The 26,143-nt window shown below is 62.5% G+C and carries 28 protein-coding genes and 4 tRNA genes; all 32 read right to left on the bottom strand.

Annotated features, from left to right (window positions below; genetic code table 11):
• Positions 1 to 89 precede the first annotated feature (89 nt).
• The 32 genes from rpsN to AC3ITW_RS03820 all read right to left on the bottom strand — a co-directional run bounded on the left by rpsN (position 90) and on the right by AC3ITW_RS03820 (position 26,035).
• A complete protein-coding gene (gene rpsN / locus AC3ITW_RS03975; protein ID WP_004145363.1) occupies positions 90 to 395 on the bottom strand; it encodes a 30S ribosomal protein S14 in 306 nt (101 codons plus the stop codon).
• An 18-nt stretch (positions 396 to 413) separates the two neighbouring features.
• The gene (gene rplE, locus AC3ITW_RS03970; protein WP_004145361.1) at positions 414 to 956 is read right to left on the bottom strand and encodes a 50S ribosomal protein L5; all 543 of its coding nucleotides are present in this window, start codon (positions 954 to 956) and stop codon (positions 414 to 416) included.
• An 11-nt stretch (positions 957 to 967) separates the two neighbouring features.
• Positions 968 to 1,285 carry a 50S ribosomal protein L24 gene (gene rplX / locus AC3ITW_RS03965; RefSeq protein ID WP_004145359.1) on the bottom strand — a complete coding sequence of 106 codons (318 nt, stop codon included), beginning with the start codon at positions 1,283 to 1,285 and terminating at the stop codon, positions 968 to 970.
• A 16-nt stretch (positions 1,286 to 1,301) separates the two neighbouring features.
• A complete protein-coding gene (rplN, locus tag AC3ITW_RS03960) occupies positions 1,302 to 1,670 on the bottom strand; it encodes a 50S ribosomal protein L14 (protein ID WP_004145357.1) in 369 nt (122 codons plus the stop codon).
• 12 nt (positions 1,671 to 1,682) lie between these two features.
• Entirely contained in the window at positions 1,683 to 1,952 is a 270-nt protein-coding gene (rpsQ, locus tag AC3ITW_RS03955) for a 30S ribosomal protein S17 (RefSeq protein WP_004145355.1), read from the bottom strand.
• A gap of 11 nt (positions 1,953 to 1,963) precedes the next feature.
• The gene (gene rpmC / locus AC3ITW_RS03950) at positions 1,964 to 2,149 is read right to left on the bottom strand and encodes a 50S ribosomal protein L29 (protein ID WP_004145353.1); all 186 of its coding nucleotides are present in this window, start codon (positions 2,147 to 2,149) and stop codon (positions 1,964 to 1,966) included.
• On the bottom strand, positions 2,149 to 2,562 hold the full coding sequence (gene rplP / locus AC3ITW_RS03945; RefSeq protein ID WP_004145352.1) for a 50S ribosomal protein L16: 414 nt from the start codon (positions 2,560 to 2,562) through the stop codon (positions 2,149 to 2,151). The genes rpmC and rplP overlap by 1 nt, the downstream gene beginning before the upstream one ends.
• Before the next feature lie 5 nt (positions 2,563 to 2,567).
• The gene (gene rpsC, locus AC3ITW_RS03940; RefSeq protein WP_004145350.1) at positions 2,568 to 3,302 is read right to left on the bottom strand and encodes a 30S ribosomal protein S3; all 735 of its coding nucleotides are present in this window, start codon (positions 3,300 to 3,302) and stop codon (positions 2,568 to 2,570) included.
• A gap of 18 nt (positions 3,303 to 3,320) precedes the next feature.
• Positions 3,321 to 3,656, bottom strand: a complete 336-nt coding sequence (rplV, locus tag AC3ITW_RS03935) for a 50S ribosomal protein L22 (RefSeq protein WP_004145348.1) — start codon at positions 3,654 to 3,656, stop codon at positions 3,321 to 3,323.
• 12 nt (positions 3,657 to 3,668) lie between these two features.
• A complete protein-coding gene (rpsS, locus tag AC3ITW_RS03930) occupies positions 3,669 to 3,938 on the bottom strand; it encodes a 30S ribosomal protein S19 (RefSeq protein ID WP_004145340.1) in 270 nt (89 codons plus the stop codon).
• Between the two features lie 6 nt (positions 3,939 to 3,944).
• Positions 3,945 to 4,772 (bottom strand): 50S ribosomal protein L2, encoded by an 828-nt coding sequence (gene rplB, locus AC3ITW_RS03925; RefSeq protein WP_004145339.1) that lies wholly within the window; start codon positions 4,770 to 4,772, stop codon positions 3,945 to 3,947.
• Between the two features lie 10 nt (positions 4,773 to 4,782).
• The gene (rplW, locus tag AC3ITW_RS03920; RefSeq protein WP_004145338.1) at positions 4,783 to 5,082 is read right to left on the bottom strand and encodes a 50S ribosomal protein L23; all 300 of its coding nucleotides are present in this window, start codon (positions 5,080 to 5,082) and stop codon (positions 4,783 to 4,785) included.
• A complete protein-coding gene (rplD, locus tag AC3ITW_RS03915) occupies positions 5,079 to 5,684 on the bottom strand; it encodes a 50S ribosomal protein L4 (RefSeq protein WP_004145337.1) in 606 nt (201 codons plus the stop codon). Before rplD ends, rplW begins: the two co-directional genes overlap by 4 nt.
• Positions 5,685 to 5,696: 12 nt before the next feature.
• Positions 5,697 to 6,347, bottom strand: coding sequence for a 50S ribosomal protein L3 (gene rplC, locus AC3ITW_RS03910; RefSeq protein ID WP_004145336.1), 651 nt, complete (start codon positions 6,345 to 6,347; stop codon positions 5,697 to 5,699).
• 11 nt (positions 6,348 to 6,358) lie between these two features.
• Complete coding sequence (gene rpsJ, locus AC3ITW_RS03905; RefSeq protein WP_005408208.1) at positions 6,359 to 6,670, bottom strand: 30S ribosomal protein S10; 312 nt, start codon at positions 6,668 to 6,670, stop codon at positions 6,359 to 6,361.
• 333 nt (positions 6,671 to 7,003) lie between these two features.
• Complete coding sequence (tuf, locus tag AC3ITW_RS03900; protein ID WP_012510154.1) at positions 7,004 to 8,194, bottom strand: elongation factor Tu; 1,191 nt, start codon at positions 8,192 to 8,194, stop codon at positions 7,004 to 7,006.
• A gap of 51 nt (positions 8,195 to 8,245) precedes the next feature.
• A complete protein-coding gene (gene fusA / locus AC3ITW_RS03895; protein WP_004145333.1) occupies positions 8,246 to 10,387 on the bottom strand; it encodes an elongation factor G in 2,142 nt (713 codons plus the stop codon).
• Between the two features lie 138 nt (positions 10,388 to 10,525).
• Entirely contained in the window at positions 10,526 to 10,999 is a 474-nt protein-coding gene (gene rpsG / locus AC3ITW_RS03890) for a 30S ribosomal protein S7 (protein WP_004145321.1), read from the bottom strand.
• A 12-nt stretch (positions 11,000 to 11,011) separates the two neighbouring features.
• Entirely contained in the window at positions 11,012 to 11,386 is a 375-nt protein-coding gene (rpsL, locus tag AC3ITW_RS03885) for a 30S ribosomal protein S12 (protein ID WP_004145320.1), read from the bottom strand.
• 283 nt (positions 11,387 to 11,669) lie between these two features.
• Positions 11,670 to 15,893: a DNA-directed RNA polymerase subunit beta' gene (gene rpoC, locus AC3ITW_RS03880; protein WP_004145274.1), complete on the bottom strand. Its 4,224-nt coding sequence runs from the start codon at positions 15,891 to 15,893 to the stop codon at positions 11,670 to 11,672.
• Positions 15,894 to 15,980: 87 nt separating this feature from the next.
• Entirely contained in the window at positions 15,981 to 20,135 is a 4,155-nt protein-coding gene (rpoB, locus tag AC3ITW_RS03875) for a DNA-directed RNA polymerase subunit beta (RefSeq protein ID WP_004145255.1), read from the bottom strand.
• Positions 20,136 to 20,499: 364 nt separating this feature from the next.
• Positions 20,500 to 20,868, bottom strand: a complete 369-nt coding sequence (gene rplL, locus AC3ITW_RS03870; RefSeq protein WP_004145253.1) for a 50S ribosomal protein L7/L12 — start codon at positions 20,866 to 20,868, stop codon at positions 20,500 to 20,502.
• 63 nt (positions 20,869 to 20,931) lie between these two features.
• On the bottom strand, positions 20,932 to 21,468 hold the full coding sequence (rplJ, locus tag AC3ITW_RS03865; RefSeq protein ID WP_004145252.1) for a 50S ribosomal protein L10: 537 nt from the start codon (positions 21,466 to 21,468) through the stop codon (positions 20,932 to 20,934).
• 384 nt (positions 21,469 to 21,852) lie between these two features.
• A complete protein-coding gene (rplA, locus tag AC3ITW_RS03860; protein ID WP_004145250.1) occupies positions 21,853 to 22,551 on the bottom strand; it encodes a 50S ribosomal protein L1 in 699 nt (232 codons plus the stop codon).
• Positions 22,552 to 22,555: 4 nt separating this feature from the next.
• Complete coding sequence (rplK, locus tag AC3ITW_RS03855) at positions 22,556 to 22,984, bottom strand: 50S ribosomal protein L11 (protein ID WP_004145248.1); 429 nt, start codon at positions 22,982 to 22,984, stop codon at positions 22,556 to 22,558.
• Positions 22,985 to 23,281: 297 nt separating this feature from the next.
• Positions 23,282 to 23,842 (bottom strand): transcription termination/antitermination protein NusG, encoded by a 561-nt coding sequence (gene nusG / locus AC3ITW_RS03850; protein WP_004145203.1) that lies wholly within the window; start codon positions 23,840 to 23,842, stop codon positions 23,282 to 23,284.
• A gap of 10 nt (positions 23,843 to 23,852) precedes the next feature.
• The gene (secE, locus tag AC3ITW_RS03845; RefSeq protein ID WP_004145202.1) at positions 23,853 to 24,266 is read right to left on the bottom strand and encodes a preprotein translocase subunit SecE; all 414 of its coding nucleotides are present in this window, start codon (positions 24,264 to 24,266) and stop codon (positions 23,853 to 23,855) included.
• Positions 24,267 to 24,315: 49 nt separating this feature from the next.
• Positions 24,316 to 24,391 (bottom strand) — tRNA-Trp (locus tag AC3ITW_RS03840).
• 103 nt (positions 24,392 to 24,494) lie between these two features.
• Positions 24,495 to 25,685 (bottom strand): elongation factor Tu, encoded by a 1,191-nt coding sequence (gene tuf / locus AC3ITW_RS03835; RefSeq protein ID WP_012510154.1) that lies wholly within the window; start codon positions 25,683 to 25,685, stop codon positions 24,495 to 24,497.
• 41 nt (positions 25,686 to 25,726) lie between these two features.
• A tRNA-Thr gene (locus AC3ITW_RS03830) sits at positions 25,727 to 25,802 on the bottom strand.
• Positions 25,803 to 25,851: 49 nt separating this feature from the next.
• Positions 25,852 to 25,925, bottom strand: a tRNA-Gly gene (locus tag AC3ITW_RS03825).
• 24 nt (positions 25,926 to 25,949) lie between these two features.
• Positions 25,950 to 26,035, bottom strand: a tRNA-Tyr gene (locus AC3ITW_RS03820).
• Between the last annotated feature and the right edge of the window lie 108 nt (positions 26,036 to 26,143).

The raw sequence follows: 26,143 nt of genomic DNA, 5'->3' as shown, positions 1-26,143 counted from the left end.
CGGGTTTTTTCGCAGAGGGAAAGCTGAACGCCTCCCCTGCCCGGTTCAGGAGCCCCGGAGGGGGCTCCTGAACGCAGGGCCGGCTGGGATTACCAGCTGGCCTTGCGCAGGCCCGGAACGTCGCCACGCATGGTGGCTTCGCGCAGCTTGTTACGACCCAGGCCGAACTTGCTGTACACGCCACGCGGGCGGCCAGACAGTTCGCAACGGCTGCGGTGGCGGCTCGGCGACGAATCGCGCGGCAGCTTCGACAGCTTGGTGGCGGCCTCGATCTTCTCTTCGTAGGTCGCGTCCTGCGAGGACACGATCTTCTTCAGAGCCGCACGCTTGACAGCGTACTTTTCAGCCAGCTTCTTCCGCTTGATGTCGCGGTTGACCATGGAGGTCTTTGCCATTTCGGTTTCCTCGACGGATCAGTTACGGAACGGGAACTTGAACGCTGCCAGCAGCGCCTTCGCTTCCGCGTCGGTCTTCGCAGTGGTGGTGATGGCGATATCCATGCCGCGGATCGCGTCGACAGCGTCGAAGTCGATTTCCGGGAAGATGATCTGTTCCTTCACACCCATGTTGAAGTTGCCGCGACCGTCGAAGGAACGACCGGAAACACCACGGAAGTCGCGCACGCGCGGCAGCGAGATGTTGATCAGGCGGTCCAGGAACTCGTACATCTTGTGGCGACGCAGCGTGGTCTTGCAGCCGATCGGCCAACCATCACGGATCTTGAACGACGCAACCGAGATACGCGACTTGGTGACAACCGGCTTCTGGCCGGAAATCTTGGTCATGTCGCCGACGGCGTTTTCCAGGATCTTCTTGTTGGTGGCCGCTTCGCCGACACCCATGTTCAGGGTGACCTTGACCAGCTTCGGCACTTCCATCGGATTGGTGTAGCCGAACTGCTTCATCAGCGCCGGCACCACTTCTTCCTTGTAAAACTTTTCGAGACGGGAAGTCATCTTCACATTCCTCAGGCGTCGAGCGCCTCACCGCTGGAGCGGAACACACGCAGTTTGCGTCCATCCTCCAGCACCTTGAAGCCAACGCGTTCGCCCTTGCCCGAAGCCGGGTTCAGCACATTCACGTTGGAGATATGGATCGACGCTTCACGCTCGACCACGCCGCCGGCAACACCTGCCTGCGGGTTCGGCTTGGTGTGGCGCTTGACGATGTTCACGTTGGCGACGACCACACGGTCGCCGTCGACGCGGACGATTTCGCCCTGCTTGCCCTTGTCCTTGCCGGCGTTGACGACAACCTGGTCGCCCTTCTTGATACGGTTAGCCATGATTATCTCCTGTCGCTCACAGCACTTCGGGAGCGAGCGAGACGATCTTCATGAACTTCTCCGAACGAAGTTCACGCGTCACCGGCCCGAAGATACGGGTACCGATCGGCTCCTGCTTGCTGTTCAGCAGAACGGCAGCGTTGCCGTCGAAGCGGATCAGCGAGCCATCGGCGCGACGCACACCCTTGCGGGTACGCACCACGACGGCGTCATACACTTCACCCTTCTTGACCTTGCCGCGCGGAATTGCATCCTTCACGGTGACCTTGATGATGTCGCCGATACCGGCGTAACGGCGCTTGGAACCACCCAGCACCTTGAAGCACATCACCTGCTTGGCACCCGAATTGTCCGCGACGTCAAGGTAGCTCTGCATCTGGATCATGATTCAGACTCCTTATTCAGCCGCACGCGTGATGACTTCCACCACGCGCCAGTTCTTGGTCTTGGACATCGGAGCAATCTCGGTCACGCGGACGACATCGCCTTCCTTGCAGGCGTTGTCGGCATCGTGGGCGTGCAGCTTGGTCGAGCGCTTGATGTACTTGCCGTACAGCGCGTGCTTGACCTGACGCTCAACCAGGACGGTAACCGTCTTGTCCATCTTATTGCTGACGACACGGCCTTCGACCGTGCGCAGCGCCTTGTTTTCAGTATTGTCGCTCATAGCGGCCATCCTTACTTCGTGCTGCCGAGCAGGGTCTTGACGCGAGCAATCTCGCGACGGACCCGGCGGATGTCGTGTGTCTTCGGCAGCTGGCCGGTGACCTGCTGCATACGGACAGAGAACTGTTCCTTACGCAGGTCGATCAGGTGGGCCTTGAGTTCGTCAGCCGACTTTTCACGGAGAGTTTTGAGTTCCATCAGCGCACCGTCCGGGTCACGAAAGTGGTGGTGACCGAGAGCTTGGCGGCGGCCAGGCGGAATGCCTCGCGTGCCACGTCTTCGGTAACACCCTCGATTTCATAGATCATGCGGCCGGGCTGGATCTGGGCCACCCAGTATTCCACGTTGCCCTTACCCGAACCCATTCGAACTTCGATGGGCTTCTTGGTGATGGGCTTGTCGGGGAACACGCGGATCCACATCTTGCCGCCGCGCTTCACGTAGCGGCTGATCGAGCGGCGAGCCGCTTCGATCTGACGCGCGGTCAGCTGACCGTGGGCGGTTGCCTTCAGGCCGTATTCGCCGAAGCTGACAGCGTTGGCGCTCCAGCTCAGGCCTTCGTTACGGCCCTTGTGCACCTTGCGGTACTTGGTTCGCTTGGGTTGCAACATTGTCGTTACCTCGCTTCACGGGCCGGGCGCTGACGGTCACCACGGTCGCCGCGATCGTGACGATCGTTGCGCGACGGGGTGTCGTCCTGCTTTTCCTGGCCAACCTGGGAGAAATCGAAGACTTCGCCCTTGTAGATCCAGACCTTGATGCCGATGATGCCGTAGGTCGTCTTGGCTTCAGCGAAGCCATAGTCGATGTCGGCACGCAGGGTGTGCAGCGGCACGCGGCCTTCGCGGTACCACTCCGAACGGGCGATTTCTGCACCGTTGAGGCGGCCACCGACGTTGACCTTGATGCCCAGGGCACCCAGGCGCATCGCGTTGCCCACCGAGCGCTTCATGGCGCGGCGGAACATGATGCGACGCTCCAGCTGCTGCGCGATCGATTCGGCAACCAGCTGTGCGTCCAGCTCCGGCTTGCGCACTTCGGTGACGTTGATGTGCGCCGGGACGCCCATCATCTCGCTCACTTCCTTGCGCAGCTTCTCGATGTCCTCACCGCGCTTGCCGATCACCACGCCCGGACGGGCGGTGTGGATCGTCACGCGAGCGGTCTTGGCCGGACGCTCGATCAGGATCTTGCTGATGCCGGCCTGAGCCAGCTTCTTGCGCAGCATTTCGCGAACTTTCAGGTCGGCTGCCAGGTAACCAGCGAACTCGGCCTTGTTGGCGTACCACTTGGAGTTCCAGTCCTTGGAAATGCCGAGGCGGATACCAATCGGATGAACTTTATGACCCATGGTCTTTTCCTTATCCGCTTACTTGGCGGCGCCCACAACCACAGTGATGTGGCTGGTGCGCTTGAGGATGCGGGTACCGCGGCCTTTCGCCCGCGCCATGAAACGCTTCAGGGTCGGACCTTCATCAACCATGATGGTCTGGACCTTCAGCTCGTCGACGTCGGCGCCCTGGTTGTTCTCGGCATTTGCAATAGCCGACTCCACCACCTTCTTGATCAGGTGGGCAGCCTTCTTGTCCGAGAACTTCAGCAGGTTGACCGCACGCTCGGCCGGCAGACCGCGCACCTGGTCAGCGACCAGACGAGCCTTCTGCGGGGAGATGCGCGCAGTGCGCAGGATGGCTTTCGCTTCCATTGTCATCTCTCCTTACTTGCCCGACTTCTTGTCACCACCGTGACCCTTGAAGGTCCGGGTGATGGCAAATTCGCCGAGCTTGTGGCCGACCATGTTCTCGTTGACGAGAACCGGGATGTGGTTCTTGCCGTTATGCACGGCAATGGTGACGCCTACCATGTCAGGCAGGATCATCGAACGACGCGACCAGGTCTTGATCGGACGCTTGCTACCCGCAGCGGCAGCCACCTTAGCAACCAGGTGGTGATCGACAAACGGGCCCTTCTTGAGTGAACGTGCCATGGTCGATTAGCCCCTACGATCGCGGACGATGAACTGCTGAGTGCGCTTGTTATGGCGCGTCTTGTAACCCTTGGTCGGGACACCCCACGGGGTGACCGGATGCGGGTTACCCTGGCCGGCCTTCGCCTCACCACCACCGTGCGGGTGGTCAACCGGGTTCATGGCTGCACCACGAACGGTCGGGCGGACGCCGCGCCAGCGCTTGGCACCGGCCTTGCCCAGCTTTTCCAGGCTGTGCTCGTCGTTGCCGACTTCGCCGATGGTTGCGCAGCACTCGACCGGAACCTTGCGCATTTCACCCGAGCGCAGGCGCAGGGTGGCGTAGATGCCTTCACGAGCCACCAGCTGCACGGCCGCACCCGCGGCGCGGGCGATCTGAGCGCCCTTGCCGGGCTTCAGTTCGATGCAGTGGATGGTGGTACCAACCGGGATGTTGCGCAGCGGCAGGGTGTTGCCCGCCTTGATCGGGGCGTCCGAACCGGCGATCACCTGATCACCCGCCTTCAGACCCTTCGGGGCGATGATGTAGCGACGCTCGCCGTCGACGTAGCACAGCAGGGCGATGTGGGCGGTGCGGTTCGGATCGTATTCGATGCGTTCCACGCGCGCCGGGATGCCCAGCTTGTTGCGCTTGAAGTCGATGATGCGGTAGTGCTGCTTGGCACCACCACCGACGTGACGCACGGTGATGCGGCCATGGTGGTTACGACCACCCGAGCGGCTCTGCGACTCGACCAGCGCGGCGTGCGGAGCACCCTTGTGCAGGTCGGGAGTGACCACGCGCACGGCCGAACGGCGGCCGGGGGAAGTGGGCTTGAATTTCATCAATGGCATGGGATGTACCTCAGGCCTTGGCCGTTACATCGATCGACTGGCCGTCGGCCAGGCGAACGTACGCCTTGCGCCAATCGCCGCGGCGGCCAGCACGGTTACGGAAGGACTTGTTCTTGCCCTTGACGTTGACCACGTTGACTGCTTCGACCTTGACGTCGAACAGCTGCTCAACCGCGGCCTTTACATCGGCCTTGGTGGCTTCGTTCGAAACTTCGAAGACATACTGGTTGGAGAGTTCCTGCAGGCGCGCGGTCTTTTCGGAGACACGCGGGGCACGCAGCACGCTGAAGATTTTTTCGTTGCTGTTCATGCCAGCCACTCCTCGACCTTCTTGACCGCGTCAGCGGTGATGACGACCGTGTCGGCACCGACCAGCGACACCGGATCCAGGCCCTGGACGTCACGCACCTGCACGTACGGCAGATTGCGGGCGGACAGGTACAGGTGCTCGGAGGCTTCTTCAGTGACGATCAGCGGGCGCTTGCCCACTTCCAGGCCGGCCAGCTTGGCGATCAGACCCTTCGTGTTGGTCACTTCGACATCGAAGGACTCCACGATGGTCAGACGGCCCTGACGGTTCAGCTCGGACAGGATCGCGCACATGGCGGCACGGTACTGCTTACGATTGACCTTCTGCTCGAAGCTGCGCGGCTTTGCCGCGAAGGTGACACCGCCGCCGACGAAGATCGGAGCCGTCAGTGCGCCATGACGCGCGCCGCCGCCCTTCTGCTTCTTCGACTTCTTGGTGGTACCTGCCACTTCGGAGCGAGTCTTCTGCGCCTTGGTGCCGGCGCGACCGGCGTTGCGGTAAGCAACGACGACCTGGTGGACCAGATCTTCGCTGAAATCGCGACCGAACACGGCGTCGGAGACCGAGACCTTGTTGTTGCTACCCGTGATAACGAGTTCCATCGTCATCTCTCCTTATGCCTTGCTCGCCGGACGGACGATTACATCGCCACCCGCCGCGCCCGGAACGGCGCCGCGAACCGCGATCAGACCGCGCTCCACGTCGACCTTGACCACTTCCAGGTTCTGGGTGCTCTGCTGCACCGCGCCCATGTGGCCCGACATCTTCTTGCCCGGGAAAACGCGACCCGGGGTCTGGCGCTGACCCAGCGAACCCGGCGCGCGATGCGACAGCGAGTTACCGTGGGTTGCATCGCCCATACGGAAGTTGTGGCGCTTGATGGTGCCCTGGAAACCCTTACCCTTGGTGACACCCTGGACGTCGACGATCTGGCCGACTTCGAAGATGTCCGCCTTGACTTCGCCGCCAACGGCGAAATCGCCGAGCTGCGCGTCTTCAACGCGGAATTCCCACAGGCCACGACCCGCTTCCACCTTCGCCTTGGCGAAGTGGCCGGCTTCCGGCTTGTTGACCAGGGCAGCGCGACGCGCGCCGACGGTCACCTGCACGGCGCTGTAGCCGTCGGTTTCGACGGTCTTGATCTGCGCGATGCGGTTCGGGGTTGCTTCGATCAGGGTCACCGGGATGGAACGACCATCTTCGGTGAACACGCGGCTCATGCCAGCCTTGCGGCCCACGAAGCCCAACGAATACTTCTTCGTCATGGTCGTAGTCCTCAGGTCAGCTTGATCTGAACGTCGACGCCGGCAGCCAGTTCGAGCTTCATCAGCGCGTCCACGGTCTTGTCATTCGGGTCAACGATATCGAGCACGCGCTTGTGCGTGCGGGTCTCGTACTGGTCACGCGCGTCCTTGTCGACGTGCGGGGAGACGAGAACGGTATAACGCTCGATCTTGGTCGGCAGCGGGATCGGGCCACGCACTTGCGCGCCGGTCCGCTTGGCCGTCTCAACGATCTCGCTGGCCGAACGGTCGATCAGACGATGATCGAACGCTTTCAGCCGGATCCGGATCTTTTGGTCCGCCATGGCGGTAGGTTCCTTCGTTAAAAGAGCGACAGACAAAGCCTCTGGGTTGCTTTGTCCCATGAAATTCCTGAATACAGACGGCCCGCACTCCTGCAGGCCGACAAGGTCAATCCATGGACCTCAAAAACGTAGGCAGACCCGTTTCCCGGCCTGCCCAGACGTAGAAGCATAATGGCACGCAAGGCAGCTGTCAACAGTCTCCTGTTGACGCCGCCTGAATGGCATTGACCCTTCCTGGTCAGGGGAACACAAGGCACATCCTGTGCCTGCTTTCCCATTTTGATACGCCCCGATGCCCTACCCAGGCAACATCGGGGCGCAGATACTACCAGATTACTCGATGATCTTCGAGACCACGCCGGCGCCGACGGTACGGCCGCCTTCGCGGATGGCGAAGCGCAGGCCTTCGTCCATTGCCACCGGGTTGATCAGGGTGACGACCATCTTGACGTTGTCACCCGGCATCACCATTTCGACGCCTTCCGGCAGCTGGGCTGCACCGGTGATGTCGGTGGTGCGGAAGTAGAACTGCGGGCGGTAGCCGTTGAAGAACGGGGTGTGACGGCCGCCCTCATCCTTCGACAGCACGTACACTTCGCCTTCAAACTTGGTGTGCGGCTTGATCGAACCCGGCTTGGCCAGAACCTGGCCACGCTCGACGTCGTCACGCTTGGTGCCGCGCAGCAGCAGGCCAGCGTTGTCGCCTGCCTGACCCTGGTCCAGCAGCTTGCGGAACATTTCAACGCCGGTCACGGTGGTCTTCTGCACCGGACGGATACCGACGATTTCGATTTCGTCGCCGACCTTGATGATGCCGCGCTCGATACGACCGGTCACCACGGTGCCGCGGCCCGAGATCGAGAACACGTCTTCCACCGGCATCAGGAACGGCTTGTCGATCGCACGCTCCGGCTCCGGAATCCAGCTGTCCAGGGCATCGACCAGCTTCAGGATGGCCGGCACGCCGATGTCGCTCTGGTCGCCTTCCAGCGCCAGACGGGCCGAACCGGCGATGATCGGGGTGTCGTCGCCCGGGAAGTCGTACTTGCTCAGCAGCTCACGCACTTCCATTTCGACCAGCTCGAGCAGCTCGGCGTCGTCGACCATGTCAGCCTTGTTCAGGAACACGACAATGTACGGCACGCCGACCTGACGCGACAGCAGGATGTGCTCGCGGGTCTGCGGCATCGGGCCGTCAGCGGCCGAGCAGACCAGGATCGCGCCGTCCATCTGGGCAGCACCGGTGATCATGTTCTTGACGTAGTCAGCGTGGCCCGGGCAATCGACGTGGGCGTAGTGACGCTTCTCGGATTCGTATTCGACGTGCGCGGTCGAGATCGTGATACCACGAGCCTTTTCTTCCGGCGCGGCGTCGATCGAGGAGTAGTCCTTGAACTCGCCACCGAAGCGCTCGGCACCGATCTTGGTCAGTGCGGCGGTCAGCGTGGTCTTGCCGTGATCGACGTGACCGATGGTGCCGACGTTGACGTGCGGCTTGGTGCGCTCGAACTTACCCTTTGCCATTGTTGTATACCTTGATTTTGTAAGTGGTTTTCAGGAGAGGCTGAGCGAGGCTCAGCCCTTCTTCATGACGGCTTCGGCGATGTTGTTCGGCGCCGGCTCGTAGTGATCGAATTCCATGGTGAAGGTGGCACGGCCCTGGGTCTGCGAACGCAGCGCAGTGGCGTAGCCGAACATTTCACCCAGCGGGATCATCGCGTTGATGATGCTGGCCGAACCGTCACCGGTGGTGTCGGAACCCTGCAGCACGCCGCGACGACGGCTGACGTCGCCCATCACGTCACCCTGGTAATCCTCCGGGGTCACGATCTCGACCTTCATGATCGGCTCCAGCAGAACCGGCTTGGCCTTGGCGAAGCCCTGCTTGAAGGCCATCGACGAAGCGAGCTTGAACGCCATTTCCGAGGAGTCGACGTCATGGTACGAGCCGAACACCAGCTTGACCTTGACATCCACCACCGGGAAGCCAGCCAGCGGACCGCTGGTGATGGTTTCGCGCAGGCCCTTTTCGATCGAAGGAATGAATTCCTTCGGGATCACGCCGCCGGTGATGTCATTGACGAACAGGAAGTCGTCCTTGATCGCCGGGGCCAGCTTGGCATCGGCACGGTCTGCAGCGGTCAGCGGCGACAGCTCGATCACGACGTGACCGTACTGACCCTTACCACCGGACTGCTTGGCGTGCTTGTAGTCCGACTTGACGTCGGCCAGGGTGATGGTTTCGCGGTAGGCCACCTGCGGCGCGCCGACGTTGGCTTCAACGTTGAACTCGCGCTTCAGGCGGTCGACGATGATGTCCAGGTGCAGCTCACCCATGCCCGAGATGATGGTCTGGCCGGATTCTTCGTCGGTCTTGACGCGGAACGACGGATCTTCCTGCGCCAGGCGACCCAGAGCCAGCCCCATCTTTTCCTGGTCCGACTTGGTCTTCGGCTCGACAGCCATCGAGATCACCGGCTCCGGGAACGTCATGCGCTCCAGGATGATCGGCTGGTCGATCGAGCACAGGGTGTCACCGGTGGTGGTGTCCTTCAGGCCCACGGCAGCGGCGATGTCACCGGCCAGAACTTCCTTGATCTCTTCGCGGTTGTTCGAATGCATCTGCAGGATGCGGCCGATGCGCTCCTTCTTGCCCTTCACCGAGTTCAGCACGGTGTCGCCACCGTTCAGGGTGCCCGAGTAGACGCGGAAGAAGGTCAGCGCGCCGACGAACGGATCGGTGATGATCTTGAAGGCCAGCGACGAGAACGGAGCCTTGTCGTCCGACTTGCGGCTCATGGCGACGTTTTCGTCGTCCACGTCGGTACCGGTCACGTCCGGCACGTCGACCGGCGACGGCAGCAGCTGGATCACGCCGTCGAGCATGGCCTGCACGCCCTTGTTCTTGAACGCCGAGCCGCAGTACATCGGCACGATCTCGGTGGCCAGGGTACGGGTACGCAGCGCGTTGATGATTTCAGCCTCGGCCAGCTCTTCGCCGCCCAGGTACTTTTCCATCAGCTCTTCGTTGGCTTCAGCCGCGGCTTCGATCATGAAGGTACGGGCTTCTTCAGCCTTTTCCTGCAGGTCGGCCGGGATCTCGCCGTACTCGAACTTCATGCCCTGCGAGGCTTCATCCCAATGGATGGCCTTCATCTTCAGCAGGTCGACAACGCCCTTGAAGCCTTCTTCAGCGCCGATCGGCAGCTGCATCGGCACGGCGACGGCGCCGAGCTTCGCCTTCAGCTGGTCACGGACCTTGTAGAAGTTGGCACCGGTGCGGTCCATCTTGTTGACGAACGCGATGCGCGGCACCTTGTAACGGTTGGCCTGGCGCCACACGGTTTCCGACTGCGGCTGCACGCCACCGACGGCACACAGCACGAACACCGCACCGTCGAGCACGCGCAGCGAACGCTCGACTTCGATGGTGAAGTCAACGTGCCCGGGGGTGTCGATGATGTTGAAACGGTGCTCCGGCAGGGACTTGTCCATGCCCTTCCAGAACGCGGTGGTCGCAGCGGACTGGATCGTGATGCCACGCTCCTGCTCCTGCTCCATCCAGTCCATGGTGGCGGCGCCGTCGTGCACTTCACCGATCTTGTGGCTCTTGCCGGTGTAGAACAGGATGCGCTCGGACGTGGTGGTCTTGCCGGCATCGATGTGGGCCATGATGCCGAAGTTACGGTAACGCTCGATGGGAGTGGAACGGGCCACGGGGAGCCTCTCAGATTTCTTGGATTTCGGATGGCCGAACGCCGCCTTGCGGCGGCCTTCGGATTGGCGCAGCCCTTCCGGGGCCGCGAGGCAGCACCGTAATGGTGCTGCCCTGCCTGTTTTACAAGGCCGTCAAACTCACCAGCGGTAGTGGGCGAATGCCTTGTTGGCTTCGGCCATGCGGTGGGTTTCTTCGCGCTTCTTGATGGCGCCGCCACGGTTTTCCGAGGCGTCGATCAGTTCGGCAGCCAGCTTCTTCGGCATGGTGTTCTCACCACGCTTGCGCGCGGAGTCGATCAGCCAACGCATGGCCAGGGCCATCTTGCGCGACGAACGCACTTCGACCGGCACCTGGTAGGTGGCACCACCGACGCGGCGCGACTTGACTTCGACCGCCGGAGCGACGTTGTCCAGCGCCTTCTGCACCAGTTCAATGGCGTTGGCGCTGCTGTTCTTCTCGGTGATCACGTCCATGGCGCCATACACGATCTTTTCGGCGACGGACTTCTTGCCGCTCTGCATGACCATGTTGATGAAGCGGGCGATGGTTTCGCTTCCGTGCTTCGGATCGGGCAGGACGGAACGCTGCGGAGTATTACCCTTACGCGACATAGTGGTCTCTCCTTATGCCTTCGGACGCTTGGCGCCGTACTTGGAACGGGCCTGGCGACGCTTGGCAACGCCGGCGGCGTCGAGCGAACCACGGACGGTGTGGTAACGCACACCCGGCAGATCCTTGACGCGACCGCCACGGATCAGGACCACGGAGTGCTCCTGCAGGTTGTGGCCTTCACCACCGATGTAGGAGATCACCTCTTCCTGGTTGGTCAGGCGGACCTTGGCAACCTTGCGCAGAGCCGAGTTCGGCTTCTTCGGAGTGGTGGTGTAAACGCGGGTGCAGACGCCACGGCGCTGCGGGCACTTGTCGAGCGCCGGCGAGGCACTCTTGTACGTAGTAGCTTGCCGCGGCTTGCGGACCAGCTGGTTGATCGTCGCCATCAGTAGGTTCTTCTGATTGGTGGCCGGAAATCCGGCCAGAGATGCGGAAATGTTAAAGCAGGCCAAAATTCTGGCCTGCTGAGACAGACGATTGTAGCAACCTGCCAGGAACGCAGTCAAACGCGTCCTGTCAAGCCCGTCCCTGATCCCGGGACGTTACTGGGGGGCCTCCATGTACCCCGTTCAGGTTGGCCAGGTCGATCGCGGACGATCTCCCCTGCCCTTTCCCAATCCCATCGATGGACCGATGGGGTGGTCCGGCCTTGCGGCCGGACCGGTTACCTCATTCTTCGCCCGAAGCCTGTTCAGTCTCGGCTTCGACAGCCGGCGCCTCGACCACGGCCGGGGTACCGGACAGGGTCTGCATTTCCGACTCGGTGAGACCGGAAGCGCCGCGACGGCGGTTGCTGTGGTACGACAGACCGGTACCGGCCGGGATCAGGCGGCCGACGATCACGTTTTCCTTCAGGCCGCGCAGGTTGTCCTTGGTGCCGCGGACGGCAGCTTCGGTCAGCACGCGGGTGGTCTCCTGGAAGGAGGCCGCCGAGATGAACGACTCGGTCGCCAGCGAGGCCTTGGTGATACCCAGCAGCACCGGATCGAAGCGGGCGATCAGCTCGTTGCGGGCACCGAGGCGTGCATTCTCCTCGATAACGCGCTGGCGTTCGACCTGTTCGCCGTTCAGGAACTTGCTGCTGCCCTGATCGGTGATCTCGACCTTGCGCAGCATCTGGCGGGTGATCACCTCGATGTGCTTGTCGTTGATCTTCACGCCCTGCAGGCGGTACACGTCCTGGATTTCCTTGACCAGGTAGGCAGCCAGCGGCTCGACACCCAGCAGGCGCAGGATGTCCTGCGGGCTCGGCTCGCCGTCCACGATGGTTTCACCCTTGGTCACGTGTTCACCTTCGAACACGATCACCTGGCGGTACTTCGGAATCAGCTCTTCGTGTTCCGAACCATCGGTGTCCTTGATGATCAGGCGCTGCTTGCCCTTGGTGTCCTTGCCGAAGCTGATGATGCCCGAACGCTCGGCCAGCACTGCCGGATCCTTCGGCTTGCGCGCTTCGAACAGATCGGCCACGCGCGGCAGACCACCGGTGATGTCGCGGGTCTTGGACGCTTCCTGCGGGATCTTGGCGACCACGTCGCCCACGCCGACAGCGGCGCCGTCCTGCAGGTTGACGATCGAACGCGGCGGCAGCAGGTACTGCGCCGGCAGATCGGTACCCGGGATGGTCAGGTCGTTGCCCTTGGCGTCGACGATGCGGACGATCGGGCGCAGATCCTTGGCCTGGGCGCCGCGGCGCTTCGGGTCGGTGATCTCGCGCGAGGCCAGGCCGGTCAGCTCGTCGGTCTTCTCGATGACGGTGACGCCGTCGATGAAGTCGATGAAGCGGATGAAACCGGCCACTTCCGAAACGATCGGGTGGTTATGCGGATCCCAGTTGGCCACGGTCTGGCCAGCCTTCACTGCATCGCCATCCTTGGAGGCGATCATCGAGCCGTACGGCAGCTTGTAGCGCTCACGCTCACGGCCGTGAGCATCGAGCACCGAGATTTCGCCCGAACGCGACACTGCCACCAGCGAGCCATTGGCATGCTCGACCGACTTGAGGTTGCTGAACTTGACCGAGCCGGTGGTCTTGACGGTGATGTTGTCGACCGCAGCCGCACGCGACGCCGCACCACCGATGTGGAACGTACGCATGGTCAGCTGGGTACCCGGCTCACCGATGGACTGCGCGGCGATGACGCCGACCGCTTCACCGATGTTGACGATGTGGCCACGGGCCAGATCGCGGCCGTAGCAGCGACCGCAGACGCCGAAGGCGGATTCGCAGGAGATCGTCGAACGGACCTTGATGGTCTGCACGCCGGCATCTTCCAGCTTGGCCACCCACGCTTCGTCGAGCAGGGTGTTGCGGGTGACGATCGGATCTTCGTCGTTGCCCGGCAGGAACACGTCCTCGGCAACCACGCGACCCAGCACGCGATCCTTCAACGGCTCGACCACGTCGCCGCCTTCAACGATCGGGGTCATGATCAGGCCTTCGGTGGTACCGCAATCCACCTCAGTGATCACCACGTCCTGCGCCACGTCGACCAGACGACGGGTCAGGTAACCCGAGTTCGCGGTCTTCAGCGCGGTATCGGCCAGACCCTTACGGGCACCGTGGGTGGAGTTGAAGTACTCCTGCACGTTCAGGCCTTCGCGGAAGTTCGCCTTGATGGGCGTCTCGATGATCGAGCCATCGGGACGGGCCATCAGGCCACGCATGCCGGCCAGCTGACGGATCTGCGCCTGGCTGCCTCGCGCACCGGAGTCGGCCATGATGTACAGCGAGTTCATCGACTTCTGGTCGATGGTCTCGCCCTTGGCATTGACGACCTTCTCGGTACCGATGGTGTCCATCATCGCCTTGGCGATGCGCTCATTGGTACGCGACCAGATGTCGACCACCTTGTTGTAGCGCTCGCCGGCGGTGACCAGGCCCGACTGGTACTGCTCTTGGATTTCCAGCACTTCGGCTTCGGCCTCGGTGAGGATGCCCTTCTTCTCGTCCGGGATCAGCATGTCGTCGATGCCGATCGAGACGCCGGCGCGGGTCGCGTAGGCGAAGCCGGTGTACATCAGCTTGTCGGCGAACACGACCGTGTCCTTCAAGCCCAGCTGGCGGTAGCTGGAGTTGATCAGGCGGCTGATGTTCTTCTTGGTCAGCTCGGTGTTGGCCAGCGCGAACGGCAGGCCTTCCGGCAGGATTTCAGCCAGCAGGGCGCGACCGATCGTGGTGTCCACGATCGAGGTCTTGTTCTGCTTGATGCCGTCTTCGTCGGTCACCACCTCGGTGATGCGGACCTTGACGCGTGCGTGCAGTTCCACCACGCGGTTGTCGTAGGCGCGCTTGACTTCGGCGATGTTGGCGAAGGCCATGCCCTCGCCCTTCTTGTTTTCCAGCGAGCGGGTCATGTAGTACAGACCCAGCACGACGTCCTGCGACGGCACGATGATCGGCTCGCCGTTGGCCGGCGACAGGATGTTGTTGGTCGACATCATCAGCGCACGCGCTTCCAGCTGGGCTTCCAGCGAGAGCGGCACGTGGACGGCCATCTGGTCACCGTCGAAGTCGGCGTTGAACGCGGTGCAGACCAGCGGGTGCAGCTGGATGGCCTTGCCTTCGATCAGCACCGGCTCGAACGCCTGGATGCCCAGACGGTGCAGGGTCGGCGCACGGTTCAGCATCACCGGATGCTCGCGGATGACCTCTTCCAGGATGTCCCAGACTTCGGCTTCTTCGCGCTCGACCAGCTTCTTGGCGGCCTTGATGGTGGTGGCCAGGCCACGACGCTGCAGCTTGGCGAACACGAACGGCTTGAACAGTTCGAGCGCCATCTTCTTCGGCAGGCCGCACTGGTGCAGGCGCAGGTACGGACCGACCACGATGACCGAACGGCCCGAGTAGTCGACGCGCTTGCCGAGCAGGTTCTGGCGGAAACGGCCCTGCTTGCCCTTGATCATGTCGGCCAGCGACTTCAGCGGGCGCTTGTTGGTGCCGGTGATGGCACGGCCGCGACGGCCGTTGTCCAGCAGCGCATCGACCGATTCCTGCAGCATGCGCTTTTCATTGCGCACGATGATGTCCGGCGCGCTCAGTTCGAGCAGGCGGCGCAGGCGGTTGTTGCGGTTGATGACGCGGCGGTACAGGTCGTTCAGGTCGGAGGTCGCGAAGCGGCCGCCATCCAGCGGCACCAGCGGACGCAGGTCCGGCGGCAGCACCGGCAGCACGGTCATGACCATCCATTCCGGACGGTTGCCCGATTCCAGGAAGGCTTCGATCAGCTTGATGCGCTTGGTGAGGCGCTTGAGCTTGGTTTCCGAACCGGTGCTGGCGATTTCTTCGCGCAGGCGGGTCATCTCCGACTGCAGGTCGATGGTGCGCAGCAGCTCGTACACGGCCTCGGCGCCCATGGCGGCGTCGAAGTCGTCACCGTGCTCCTGGCGGGCCTGCAGGTACTGTTCTTCGGTCAGCAGCTGGCGGCGCTCCAGGGCGGTCAGGCCCGGCTCGGTCACCACATACGCTTCGAAGTACAGCACGCGCTCGATGTCGCGCAGGGTCATGTCCAGCATCAGGCCGATGCGCGACGGCAGCGACTTCAGGAACCAGATGTGCGCGACCGGCGAAGCCAGGTCGATGTGGCCCATGCGCTCGCGGCGCACCTTGGCCAGGGTCACTTCGGTGCCGCACTTCTCGCACACGACACCACGGTGCTTCATGCGCTTGTACTTGCCGCACAGGCACTCGTAGTCCTTCACCGGGCCGAAGATGGCGGCGCAGAACAGGCCGTCACGTTCCGGCTTGAAGGTACGGTAGTTGATGGTTTCCGGCTTCTTCACTTCGCCGAAGGACCACGAACGGATCAGGTCCGGCGAAGCCAGCGCGATCTTGATCGCGTCGAAGTCCAGCGTCTGGCGCTGCTGGTTGAAGAGGTTGAGCAGGTCTTTCATGGTGTTCTCCAGAAGGAGGAATGCTGTGTCGATGGGCTTTCAGTTGACTGCCAGCGGCGCGGCGGCGGACCGCCGCGCCGGCATGGATCAGTTGTCTTCCAGTTCCATGTTGATGGCCAGCGAGCGGATTTCCTTCACGAGCACGTTGAAGGATTCCGGCATGCCCGCGACCATCTCGTGCTCACCGTCGACGATGTTCTTGTACATCTGGTTGCGGCCCTGCACGTCATCGGACTTCACCGTCAGCATTTCCTGCAGGGTGTAGGCCGCGCCGTAGGCTTCCAGCGCCCAGACTTCCATTTCACCGAAGCGCTGGCCGCCGAACTGCGCCTTGCCGCCCAGCGGCTGCTGGGTGACGAGCGAGTACGGACCGGTCGAACGGGCGTGCATCTTGTCGTCGACCAGGTGGTTCAGCTTCAGGTAGTGCATGTAACCGACGGTGGTGTGGCGATCGAACGCTTCACCGGTGCGGCCGTCGTACAGCTGGGTCTGGCCACTGCTCGGCAGGTCGGCCAGTTCCAGCATGCGCTTGATTTCCGCTTCGGTGGCGCCGTCGAACACCGGGGTGGCCATCGGCACGCCGTCGGTGAGGTTACGCGCCAGACGCAGCAGCTCCTCGTCGCTGAACTGCGACAGGTCGACACGGTTGGCCACGTTGGTGTCGTCGTGGTTGTAGATGTCGTCCAGGAACTTGCGCAGGTCGGCGACCGCCGCCTGGGCTTCCATCATCGCCTGGATCTTGCGACCCAGGCCCTTGGCTGCCCAGCCCAGGTGCACTTCCAGAATCTGGCCGATGTTCATACGCGACGGCACGCCCAGCGGATTCAGCACGATGTCCACGGTTTCGCCCGAGGCCATGTACGGCATGTCCTCGACCGGCACCACGTTGGACACCACACCCTTGTTGCCGTGGCGGCCTGCCATCTTGTCGCCCGGCTGGATGCGGCGCTTCACGGCCAGGAACACCTTGACCATCTTCAGCACGCCCGGGGCCAGGTCGTCACCGGCGGTGATCTTGCCGCGCTTGTCGGCGAAGCGACGCTCGAATTCCTTCTCGTGCGCCTGGATCTGCTTCTGCGCGCGCTCGATGGCTTCCGAAGCGTCCTCGTCCTTCATGCGCAGGGCGAACCAGTCAGCCTTCTTCAGGCCGTCCAGGAACGCGTCGCTGATGACGTCGCCCTTCTTCAGGCCAGCGCCACCGTTGACCACCTTGCCCACGATCTGCGAGCGCAGACGCATGTAGATGGCCGCTTCCAGGATGCGGAACTGGTCGTCGAAGTCCTTTTTGACGCGCTTGATTTCAGACTCTTCGATCTGACGGGCGCGCTTGTCCTTCTCGATGCCGTCGCGGGTGAAGACCTGCACGTCGATGACGGTGCCGTCCATGCCCGGCGGCACGCGCAGCGAGCTGTCCTTCACGTCCGACGCCTTCTCGCCGAAGATCGCGCGCAGCAGCTTCTCTTCCGGGGTCAGCTGGCTTTCGCCCTTCGGGGTGACCTTGCCGACCATGATGTCGCCGGCGCGGACTTCGGCACCGATGTACACCACGCCGCTTTCGTCCAGGCGGTTCAGCGCCTGCTCGGAAACGTTCGGGATGTCGGCGGAGATTTCCTCCGGCCCCAGCTTGGTATCACGCGCGACGCAGGTCAGCTCTTCGATGTGGATCGTGGTGTAGCGATCCTCTTCCACCACGCGCTCGGAAAGCAGGATGGAGTCTTCGAAGTTGTAGCCGTTCCACGGCATGAACGCGATCAGCATGTTCTGGCCCAGGGCCAGTTCGCCGATGTCGGTGGACGGACCGTCGGCCAGCACATCGCCGCGGGCGATGATGTCACCCACCTGAACCAGCGGACGCTGGTTGATGCAGGTGTTCTGGTTCGAACGGGTGTACTTGACCAGGTTGTAGATGTCGACGCCGGCGTCGGTGGCACCGACGATTTCTTCCTCGACCACCTTGACCACGATGCGGGCGGCATCGATCTGCACGATCTCGCCACCACGACGGGCATTCACGGTCACACCGGAGTCACGCGCCACGGCACGCTCGATGCCGGTACCGACCAGCGGCTTCTGAGCACGCAGGGTCGGCACGGCCTGACGCTGCATGTTGGCGCCCATCAGTGCACGGTTGGCGTCATCGTGCTCCAGGAACGGAACCAGCGCGGCCGCGATCGACACGGTCTGCATCGGCGAGACGTCCATGAAGTGGACTTCCGCCGGCGGCTTCAGCAGCGATTCGCCCTGGAAGCGGCAAGGAACGAACTGTTCGGTCAGCACGCTGTCGGCATTGGTCAGCGCGTTGGCCTGCGCAATGACGTACTCGTTTTCTTCGATCGCCGACAGGAACTCGACTTCGTCATAGACCTTGCCGTCCACGACCTTGCGGTACGGGGTCTCGAGGAAACCGTACTGGTTGGTGCGGGCGTACACGGCCAGCGAGTTGATCAGGCCGATGTTCGGGCCTTCCGGGGTTTCGATGGTGCAGACGCGGCCGTAATGGGTCGGGTGCACGTCGCGCACTTCGAAGCCGGCGCGCTCACGGGTCAGACCGCCCGGGCCCAGGGCCGAGACGCGACGCTTGTGGGTCACTTCCGACAGCGGGTTGTTCTGGTCCATGAACTGCGACAGCTGCGAGGAGCCGAAGAACTCCTTGATGGCAGCGGCGACCGGCTTGGCGTTGATCAGCTCCTGCGGGGTCAGGCCTTCGGACTCGGCCATCGACAGGCGCTCCTTGACCGCGCGCTCGACGCGGACCAGGCCCACGCGGAACACGTTCTCGGCCATTTCGCCGACCGAACGCACGCGACGGTTGCCCAGGTGATCGATGTCATCGACCACGCCACGACCGTTGCGGATCTCGGTCAGGACCTTGATCACGTCCAGGATGTCGGAGCTGTCGCCATGGGCGGCAACCAGGCGCTTGGACTCTTCGTCGTTGCGCTCGCCGTAGTACTTGCGGTCGTACAGCACGGCTTCGCCGGTGGTTTCCTTGCGGCCCACGCGACGGTTGAACTTCATGCGGCCGACCGCGGACAGGTCGTAGCGCTCGAAGGTGAAGAACAGGTTGTGGAACAGGTTCTGCGCGGCGTCCTTGGTCGGCGGTTCGCCCGGACGCATCATGCGGTAGATCTCGACCAGGGCTTCCAGCTGGGTCTTGGTCGGGTCGATGCGCAGGGTGTTGGACAGGTACGGGCCACGATCCAGGTCGTTCACCCACAGGGTGCCCACGGCATCCACGCCGGCCTTGCGGAAGGCCTGCAGCTGCTCGTCGGTGATCTCGTCGTTGGCCTGGGCCAGCAGTTCGCCGGTCGAAGCATCGACCACGTCGTGCGACAGGATGCGGCCGACGATGTAGTCGTCCGGCACGGCCAGGGCGGCGATGCCCGAGGCTTCCAGCTGCTTGATGTGGCGCGCGGTGATGCGCTTGCCGGCTTCCACGATGACCTTGTCGCCGTCGGCCAGGTCAAAGCCCAGGGTTTCGCCGCGCAGGCGCTCCGGCACCAGCTCCAGCTGGACGCCTTCATCCGGGTTGATGTGGAAGGTGTTGATCTCGAAGAACTCGGCCAGCATCTCTTCGTTGCTGTAGCCAAGCGCGCGCAGCAGGATCGACACCGGCAGCTTGCGGCGACGGTCGATACGGGTGAACAGCGCGTCCTTCGGGTCGAACTCGAAGTCCAGCCAGGAACCGCGGTAAGGAATGATGCGGGCGCTGTACAGCAGCTTGCCCGAGCTGTGGGTCTTGCCACGGTCGTGGTCGAAGAACACGCCCGGCGAACGGTGCAGCTGCGAGACGATGACGCGCTCGGTGCCGTTGACGATGAAGGTGCCGTTCTCGGTCATCAGCGGGATTTCGCCCAGATAGACCTCCTGCTCCTTCACGTACTTGATGGCCTTGGTCGACGACTCACGGTCGTAGATCACCAGGCGCACGGTCACGCGCAGAGGGGCGCCGTAGCTCATGCCACGCTGGCGGCACTCACGCTCGTCGAAGACCGGTTCGCCCAGCTTGTAGCCGACGTATTCCAGGGCAGCGTTGCCGCTGTAGCTGGCGATCGGGAAGACCGACTTCAGCGCAGCGTGCAGGCCGTGGTCCGTGCGCTTGGCCGGATCGACGTTTTCCTGCAGGAATTCACGGTAGGAATCCACCTGGATGGCGAGCAGGAACGGCACTTCGAGAATCGAACGCTGCTTGCCGAAATCCTTGCGGATACGCTTTTTTTCGGTGAACGAATAGGACGTCATGAGGTCTTCCACCTTGTTGTGCGGATCGTGCGCCCACGATCCGAAGGGAACTTGAAATTGTCAGTTGGAAGTCGCTGGTATTGCCGGCACCAGCACGCCTTCTCCCGCTACTTCCAACTGCCAACTCGTCTGCTACCACGCCCCTGCTGCCGCGCTCTGCGCTGGCCGGCCGGGGTTTGACTGCAGCCCGTGTTGGGCTTTTTTCTGCATCTGGAACGGTAGAGCCGACTGTTAGTCGACCTTTTTCACAGCAGTCGACTAACAGTCGACTCTACCCGTACCGCAACAACGACCAAAGGCCGGGGGCTTACGCCCCCAGCCTTGGCTGCATCGCCGTGAATCGATGACGATGCAAAGGAAGTGCTTACTTGACTTCGACAGTCGCGCCAGCAGCTTCCAGGTCCTTCTTCATCTTCTCGGCTTCGTCCTTCGAAGCGGCATCCTTCAGGACGCCACCGGCTTCGGCCAGGTCCTTCGCTTCCTTCAGGCCCAGGCCGGTGATGGCGCGGACGGCCTTGATGACTTCGACCTTCTTGTCGCCGGCCGACTTCAGGGTGACGGTGAACTCGGTCTGCTCTTCAACAGCAGCGGCCGGGCCAGCGGCAGCAGCCACGGCAACCGGAGCAGCGGCGGAGACGCCGAACTTCTCTTCGATGGCCTTGACCAGCTCCATCACTTCCATCAGGGACTTCTCGGCGATGGCGTCGACGATCTGTTCGTTGGTAAGGGACATGATAAATACCTTTGGATGATTTTCTGGGTTGAGGTTCCGTCAGGAACCACGGTAAGTCGAAACTCAGGCGGTCTCGGCGGCCGGCTCAGCAGCGTCGGCGGCGACGTCGCCACCATTCTGCTTGTCGCCGATTGCCTTGATGGCGCGGGCGAACATCGTGACCGGCTCGGTCAGGACGCGGGCCAGCATTGCCAGGGCCTGGTCGCGGGTCGGCAGCGAGGCCAGCACGTCGACATGGCTTGCCGGGAACACTTCACCACCGATGGCGACGACCTTAGCCTTCAGCTTGTCGTTGCCCTTGGCAGCTTCCTTGATCAGGCGACCGGCTGCGCCGGGCTCCTCAAGCGAGAACGCGTACAGCAGCGGACCAACCATCTGGTCCTGGGCGACTGCGAACTCGGTGCCTTCAACGGCGCGCGAAGCCAGGGTGTTCTTGACAACTTTCAAGAAAACACCGGTTTCACGAGCCTGCTTGCGCATCGCGGTCATCTGGGCGACCGTGGTGCCAGCGTATTCGGCTGCGATCAAGGAGTGGGCCTTGGCGGCGATGTCTGCCAGCTCGGCGACTACTTCTTGCTTCTGGGACAGATTGAGAGCCATTGCACTCCTCCTATTGAACTCCGCTTACGGCTCCTGCCGTGTGCGGTCCTGTGCAGCATCCGTCCTGGACGCCGGGAACATCGGAATGATGTTCCGGGGGGTGGGCCGTTCCAGACCTGGAGGCAATCAGGGAAATCCCAGACATGCGTGAACCAGAAAAACTCCAGAAGGGCACCATCTACGCAGGGTGATTCCGGGGAATCGATTAAGCGCTCATGACTGCTCCGGCGGCGACTCCCTGCCAGTTCGAGCTTCCGTGCCCGTCGCCGGTATTGCCATGACCGCGCCTGCGGTCTTTGACGGCTACCACCGGCGATGTACTGCCGGCGATGCCTTCAAATGTCACGGTCACGGCACCCAGGGCACCGTGACCGCTTGAAACAATTACTTCAGGGTCAGCGACGACTGGTCGACGGTGACGCCCGGGCCCATCGTCGAGCTGACCGAAACCTTCTGCAGGTAGGTGCCCTTCGAGGTGGCCGGCTTGGCCTTGATCAGGTCCAGCAGCAGCGCGGTCAGGTTCGACTTCAGCGCGTCTTCGGCGAAGTCGGCCTTGCCGATGGTGCAGTGGATGATGCCGGCCTTGTCGGTGCGGTAGCGCACCTGACCCGACTTGGCATTCTTCACGGCTTCACCCGGGTTCGGGGAAACGGTGCCGACCTTCGGGTTCGGCATCAGGCCGCGCGGGCCCAGCACGGTGCCCAGCTTACCGACGACGCGCATGGCGTCCGGGGTCGCGATGACGACGTCGTAGTTCAGATCGCCGGCCTGCATCTTCTCGGCCAGATCGTCCATACCGACGGCTTCGGCGCCAGCGGCCAGAGCTTCGTCAGCCTTGGCACCGGCCGGAGCGAACACGGCGACGCGGACCGACTTGCCGGTACCGGCCGGCAGCACGGTGGAGCCGCGGACCTGCTGGTCGGACTTCTTCGCATCGACGCCCAGGCGCACGGACACGTCGATCGACTCGACGAACTTGGCCTTGGTGGCGGTCTTCAGGATGTTGATCGCGTCCTCGAAGGCGTATGCCTTGCCCGGAACGACGGCGGCCTTGATGGCCTTCTCACGCTTGGTCTGTGCCATCTTCTTAACCCTCCACCACGAGGCCCATGGAACGGGCAGAGCCAGCGATGGTACGCACGGCGGCGTCCAGGTCGGCGGCAGTCAGATCCGGTTCCTTCGCCTTGGCGATCTCTTCCAGCTGCTTACGGGTGACCTTGCCGACCTTCTCGGTGTTCGGGCGCTTGGAGCCCGACGAGATGCCAGCGGCCTTCTTCAGCAGGGTGGTGGCCGGGGTGCTCTTGGTGATGAAGGTGAACGTACGGTCCGAGTAGGCCGTGATGATCACCGGAACCGGCAGACCCGGCTCGAGCTTCTGCGTGGCAGCGTTGAACGCCTTGCAGAATTCCATGATGTTCAGGCCGCGCTGACCCAGCGCAGGACCGACCGGCGGCGAGGGGTTGGCCTGACCGGCCTTCACCTGCAGCTTGATGTAACCGACAACTTTCTTTGCCATGAGTATGCTCTCCGGGTGCTAGCGCCTTGCGACAACAGGCTCCCCATCGGACCGGGAATCACGCGTCCCGGCATCGCGTTTTGAAATCATGCTGAAGGCCACCTTGCGGCGGCCTCGTCCTGCTGGCTTCCCAGCGGGGAGCCGCGCACTATATCAGGTTTTTTCTTCACATGCCTGAAGCAGCACATAAACGAAGGAAACCGGGCCAAGCCCGGTTCCCCTTGTAGAGTCGAGCCATGCTCGACCGCACCGCCATCCGGCGCCAGGAGTCGAGCACGGCTCGACTCTACAGCCGGATCAGACGGCCTTTTCGACCTGGCCGAACTCGAGCTCGACCGGGGTGGCACGACCGAAGATCAGCACCGAGACGCGCAGACGGCTCTTCTCGTAATTGACTTCTTCGACGACGCCATTGAAATCGTTGAACGGACCGTCGGTAACGCGGACCATCTGGCCCGGTTCGAACAGCACCTTCGGACGCGGCTTCTCGACACCTTCCTGAACGCGGTTCAGGATGGCTTCAGCCTCGGAATCAGCGATCGGCAGCGGACGATCGGCGGTACCGCCAATGAAGCCCATGACGCGCGGAGTTTCCTTGACCAGGTGCCAGCTTTCGTTATCGATGCGCGGAATGCCCGCTTCTTCGTGGGTCTCGATCTGGACCAGCACGTAACCCGGGAAGAACTTGCGCTCGGAGCGGCGCTTCTGGCCGGCGCGCATCTCGATCACTTCCTCGGTCGGAACCAGGACGTCGCCGAAGCGCTCTTCCATGCCGTCACGGACGATGCGATCGCGCAGAGCCTGCGCCACCGACTTCTCGAAGCCCGAATAGGCGTGAACGACGTACCAACGCTTCATGCAATTCTCCTTAGCGGCTCAGGAACCACTGAGTCAGTTTCTGGATCAGGAAGTCGAAGCCACCCAGCAGCAGGCTGAGGATGAGCACCACGACGATCACGACCCAGGTCATGCGGACGGCTTCCTGGCGCGTCGGCCAGACCACCTTGCGCAGTTCAAAGCGCGACTCGGAGAGGAATTCGCGGGTGTCGCGCCCCTTGCCGGTCAGCATGAACACGCCGATACCGCCAACCAGACCGACCACAACCGCCAACGCACGCAGCTGACCCGCCCACGCACCCAGCTGGGCGGCGCGACCGGAGTCGGCAGAGAACCAGAACCAGACGAACAGACCCGCCAGCACCAGCAGTGATGCGGCAACGTACTTGACGATATCCCCACCGTTGGCGGAGTTGTCTTTGGAATGTTCGATCTTGCTATTCATCCGGCTGTGTCTGCTTTAGCGGCCCAGGCCGCTGGATAAGGTGGGCAGATGGCACGCCAGGAGGGACTCGAACCCCCAACCTGCGGTTTTGGAGACCGCTGCTCTGCCAATTGAGCTACTGGCGTACGTGATAAAACTTGCCTTCCCTTAGACGGCGAAGGCGGACCGAGGTTCCCGGCCCGCCATTCGCGTAACCGGCGGCGCTATGCAACCGCCGGTACTGCAGGCTTACTCGATGATCTTCGAGACCACGCCGGCGCCGACGGTACGGCCGCCTTCGCGGATGGCGAAGCGCAGGCCTTCGTCCATTGCCACCGGGTTGATCAGGGTGACGACCATCTTGACGTTGTCACCCGGCATCACCATTTCGACGCCTTCCGGCAGCTGGGCTGCACCGGTGATGTCGGTGGTGCGGAAGTAGAACTGCGGGCGGTAGCCGTTGAAGAACGGGGTGTGACGGCCGCCCTCATCCTTCGACAGCACGTACACTTCGCCTTCAAACTTGGTGTGCGGCTTGATCGAACCCGGCTTGGCCAGAACCTGGCCACGCTCGACGTCGTCACGCTTGGTGCCGCGCAGCAGCAGGCCAGCGTTGTCGCCTGCCTGACCCTGGTCCAGCAGCTTGCGGAACATTTCAACGCCGGTCACGGTGGTCTTCTGCACCGGACGGATACCGACGATTTCGATTTCGTCGCCGACCTTGATGATGCCGCGCTCGATACGACCGGTCACCACGGTGCCGCGGCCCGAGATCGAGAACACGTCTTCCACCGGCATCAGGAACGGCTTGTCGATCGCACGCTCCGGCTCCGGAATCCAGCTGTCCAGGGCATCGACCAGCTTCAGGATGGCCGGCACGCCGATGTCGCTCTGGTCGCCTTCCAGCGCCAGACGGGCCGAACCGGCGATGATCGGGGTGTCGTCGCCCGGGAAGTCGTACTTGCTCAGCAGCTCACGCACTTCCATTTCGACCAGCTCGAGCAGCTCGGCGTCGTCGACCATGTCGGCCTTGTTCAGGAACACGACGATGTACGGCACGCCGACCTGACGCGACAGCAGGATGTGCTCGCGGGTCTGCGGCATCGGGCCGTCAGCGGCCGAGCAGACCAGGATCGCGCCGTCCATCTGGGCAGCACCGGTGATCATGTTCTTGACGTAGTCAGCGTGGCCCGGGCAATCGACGTGGGCGTAGTGACGCTTCTCGGATTCGTATTCGACGTGCGCGGTCGAGATCGTGATACCACGAGCCTTTTCTTCCGGCGCGGCGTCGATCGAGGAGTAGTCCTTGAACTCGCCACCGAAGCGCTCGGCACCGATCTTGGTCAGTGCGGCGGTCAGCGTGGTCTTGCCGTGGTCGACGTGACCGATGGTGCCGACATTGACGTGCGGCTTGGTGCGCTCGAACTTACCCTTGGCCATGGCTGCTTATCTCGAATTCGTCTGAGAGGTGATGCTTAAGATGGTGCTCACGAAAGGAATCGAACCTTCGACCTCTTCCTTACCAAGGAAGTGCTCTACCGACTGAGCTACGTGAGCCGAGTTTTGCATTATGACATGAACTCGATAATATTCAAAGTTCATTCAATGGAGCGGGAGACGGGAATCGAACCCGCACCATCAGCTTGGAAGGCTGAGGTTCTACCATTGAACTACTCCCGCGCCGGGAATGTCACAACGTGAAACTGGTGGAGGGAGGTGGATTCGAACCACCGAAGGCGTAAGCCAGCAGATTTACAGTCTGCCCCCGTTGGCCGCTTGGGTATCCCTCCTTACCACCCAATTCCGTGCCGCCGAAGCGTTGCGGTGTGTGGTGGTGAGCCCGCAATTCTGGAGATGAAGCGGGGACCTGTCAACGCTTTTTTTCACTTTTTTTCACA

It is taken from the genome of Stenotrophomonas sp. KH_052, from assembly GCF_057838755.1.
The sequence above is the reverse complement of the archived record's forward strand: the minus strand, read 5'-3'. Positions and strand labels throughout refer to the sequence as shown.

Bases quoted from the DNA above. Each gene is read 5' to 3' on its own strand.
- rpsN (WP_004145363.1), bottom strand. From the start codon at position 395: ATGGCAAAGACCTCCATGGTCAACCGCGACATCAAGCGGAAGAAGCTG.
- rplE (WP_004145361.1), bottom strand. From the start codon at position 956: ATGACTTCCCGTCTCGAAAAGTTTTACAAGGAAGAAGTGGTGCCGGCG.
- rplX (WP_004145359.1), bottom strand. From the start codon at position 1,285: ATGGCTAACCGTATCAAGAAGGGCGACCAGGTTGTCGTCAACGCCGGC.
- rplN (WP_004145357.1), bottom strand. From the start codon at position 1,670: ATGATCCAGATGCAGAGCTACCTTGACGTCGCGGACAATTCGGGTGCC.
- rpsQ (WP_004145355.1), bottom strand. From the start codon at position 1,952: ATGAGCGACAATACTGAAAACAAGGCGCTGCGCACGGTCGAAGGCCGT.
- rpmC (WP_004145353.1), bottom strand. From the start codon at position 2,149: ATGGAACTCAAAACTCTCCGTGAAAAGTCGGCTGACGAACTCAAGGCC.
- rplP (WP_004145352.1), bottom strand. From the start codon at position 2,562: ATGTTGCAACCCAAGCGAACCAAGTACCGCAAGGTGCACAAGGGCCGT.
- rpsC (WP_004145350.1), bottom strand. From the start codon at position 3,302: ATGGGTCATAAAGTTCATCCGATTGGTATCCGCCTCGGCATTTCCAAG.
- rplV (WP_004145348.1), bottom strand. From the start codon at position 3,656: ATGGAAGCGAAAGCCATCCTGCGCACTGCGCGCATCTCCCCGCAGAAG.
- rpsS (WP_004145340.1), bottom strand. From the start codon at position 3,938: ATGGCACGTTCACTCAAGAAGGGCCCGTTTGTCGATCACCACCTGGTT.
- rplB (WP_004145339.1), bottom strand. From the start codon at position 4,772: ATGCCATTGATGAAATTCAAGCCCACTTCCCCCGGCCGCCGTTCGGCC.
- rplW (WP_004145338.1), bottom strand. From the start codon at position 5,082: ATGAACAGCAACGAAAAAATCTTCAGCGTGCTGCGTGCCCCGCGTGTC.
- rplD (WP_004145337.1), bottom strand. From the start codon at position 5,684: ATGGAACTCGTTATCACGGGTAGCAACAACAAGGTCTCGGTCTCCGAC.
- rplC (WP_004145336.1), bottom strand. From the start codon at position 6,347: ATGACGAAGAAGTATTCGTTGGGCTTCGTGGGCCGCAAGGCTGGCATG.
- rpsJ (WP_005408208.1), bottom strand. From the start codon at position 6,670: ATGGCGGACCAAAAGATCCGGATCCGGCTGAAAGCGTTCGATCATCGT.
- tuf (WP_012510154.1), bottom strand. From the start codon at position 8,194: ATGGCAAAGGGTAAGTTCGAGCGCACCAAGCCGCACGTCAACGTCGGC.
- rpsG (WP_004145321.1), bottom strand. From the start codon at position 10,999: ATGTCGCGTAAGGGTAATACTCCGCAGCGTTCCGTCCTGCCCGATCCG.
- rpsL (WP_004145320.1), bottom strand. From the start codon at position 11,386: ATGGCGACGATCAACCAGCTGGTCCGCAAGCCGCGGCAAGCTACTACG.
- rpoC (WP_004145274.1), bottom strand. From the start codon at position 15,893: ATGAAAGACCTGCTCAACCTCTTCAACCAGCAGCGCCAGACGCTGGAC.
- rpoB (WP_004145255.1), bottom strand. From the start codon at position 20,135: ATGACGTCCTATTCGTTCACCGAAAAAAAGCGTATCCGCAAGGATTTC.
- rplL (WP_004145253.1), bottom strand. From the start codon at position 20,868: ATGTCCCTTACCAACGAACAGATCGTCGACGCCATCGCCGAGAAGTCC.
- rplJ (WP_004145252.1), bottom strand. From the start codon at position 21,468: ATGGCTCTCAATCTGTCCCAGAAGCAAGAAGTAGTCGCCGAGCTGGCA.
- rplA (WP_004145250.1), bottom strand. From the start codon at position 22,551: ATGGCACAGACCAAGCGTGAGAAGGCCATCAAGGCCGCCGTCGTTCCG.
- rplK (WP_004145248.1), bottom strand. From the start codon at position 22,984: ATGGCAAAGAAAGTTGTCGGTTACATCAAGCTGCAGGTGAAGGCCGGT.
- nusG (WP_004145203.1), bottom strand. From the start codon at position 23,842: ATGAAGCGTTGGTACGTCGTTCACGCCTATTCGGGCTTCGAGAAGTCG.
- secE (WP_004145202.1), bottom strand. From the start codon at position 24,266: ATGAATAGCAAGATCGAACATTCCAAAGACAACTCCGCCAACGGTGGG.
- tuf (WP_012510154.1), bottom strand. From the start codon at position 25,685: ATGGCCAAGGGTAAGTTCGAGCGCACCAAGCCGCACGTCAATGTCGGC.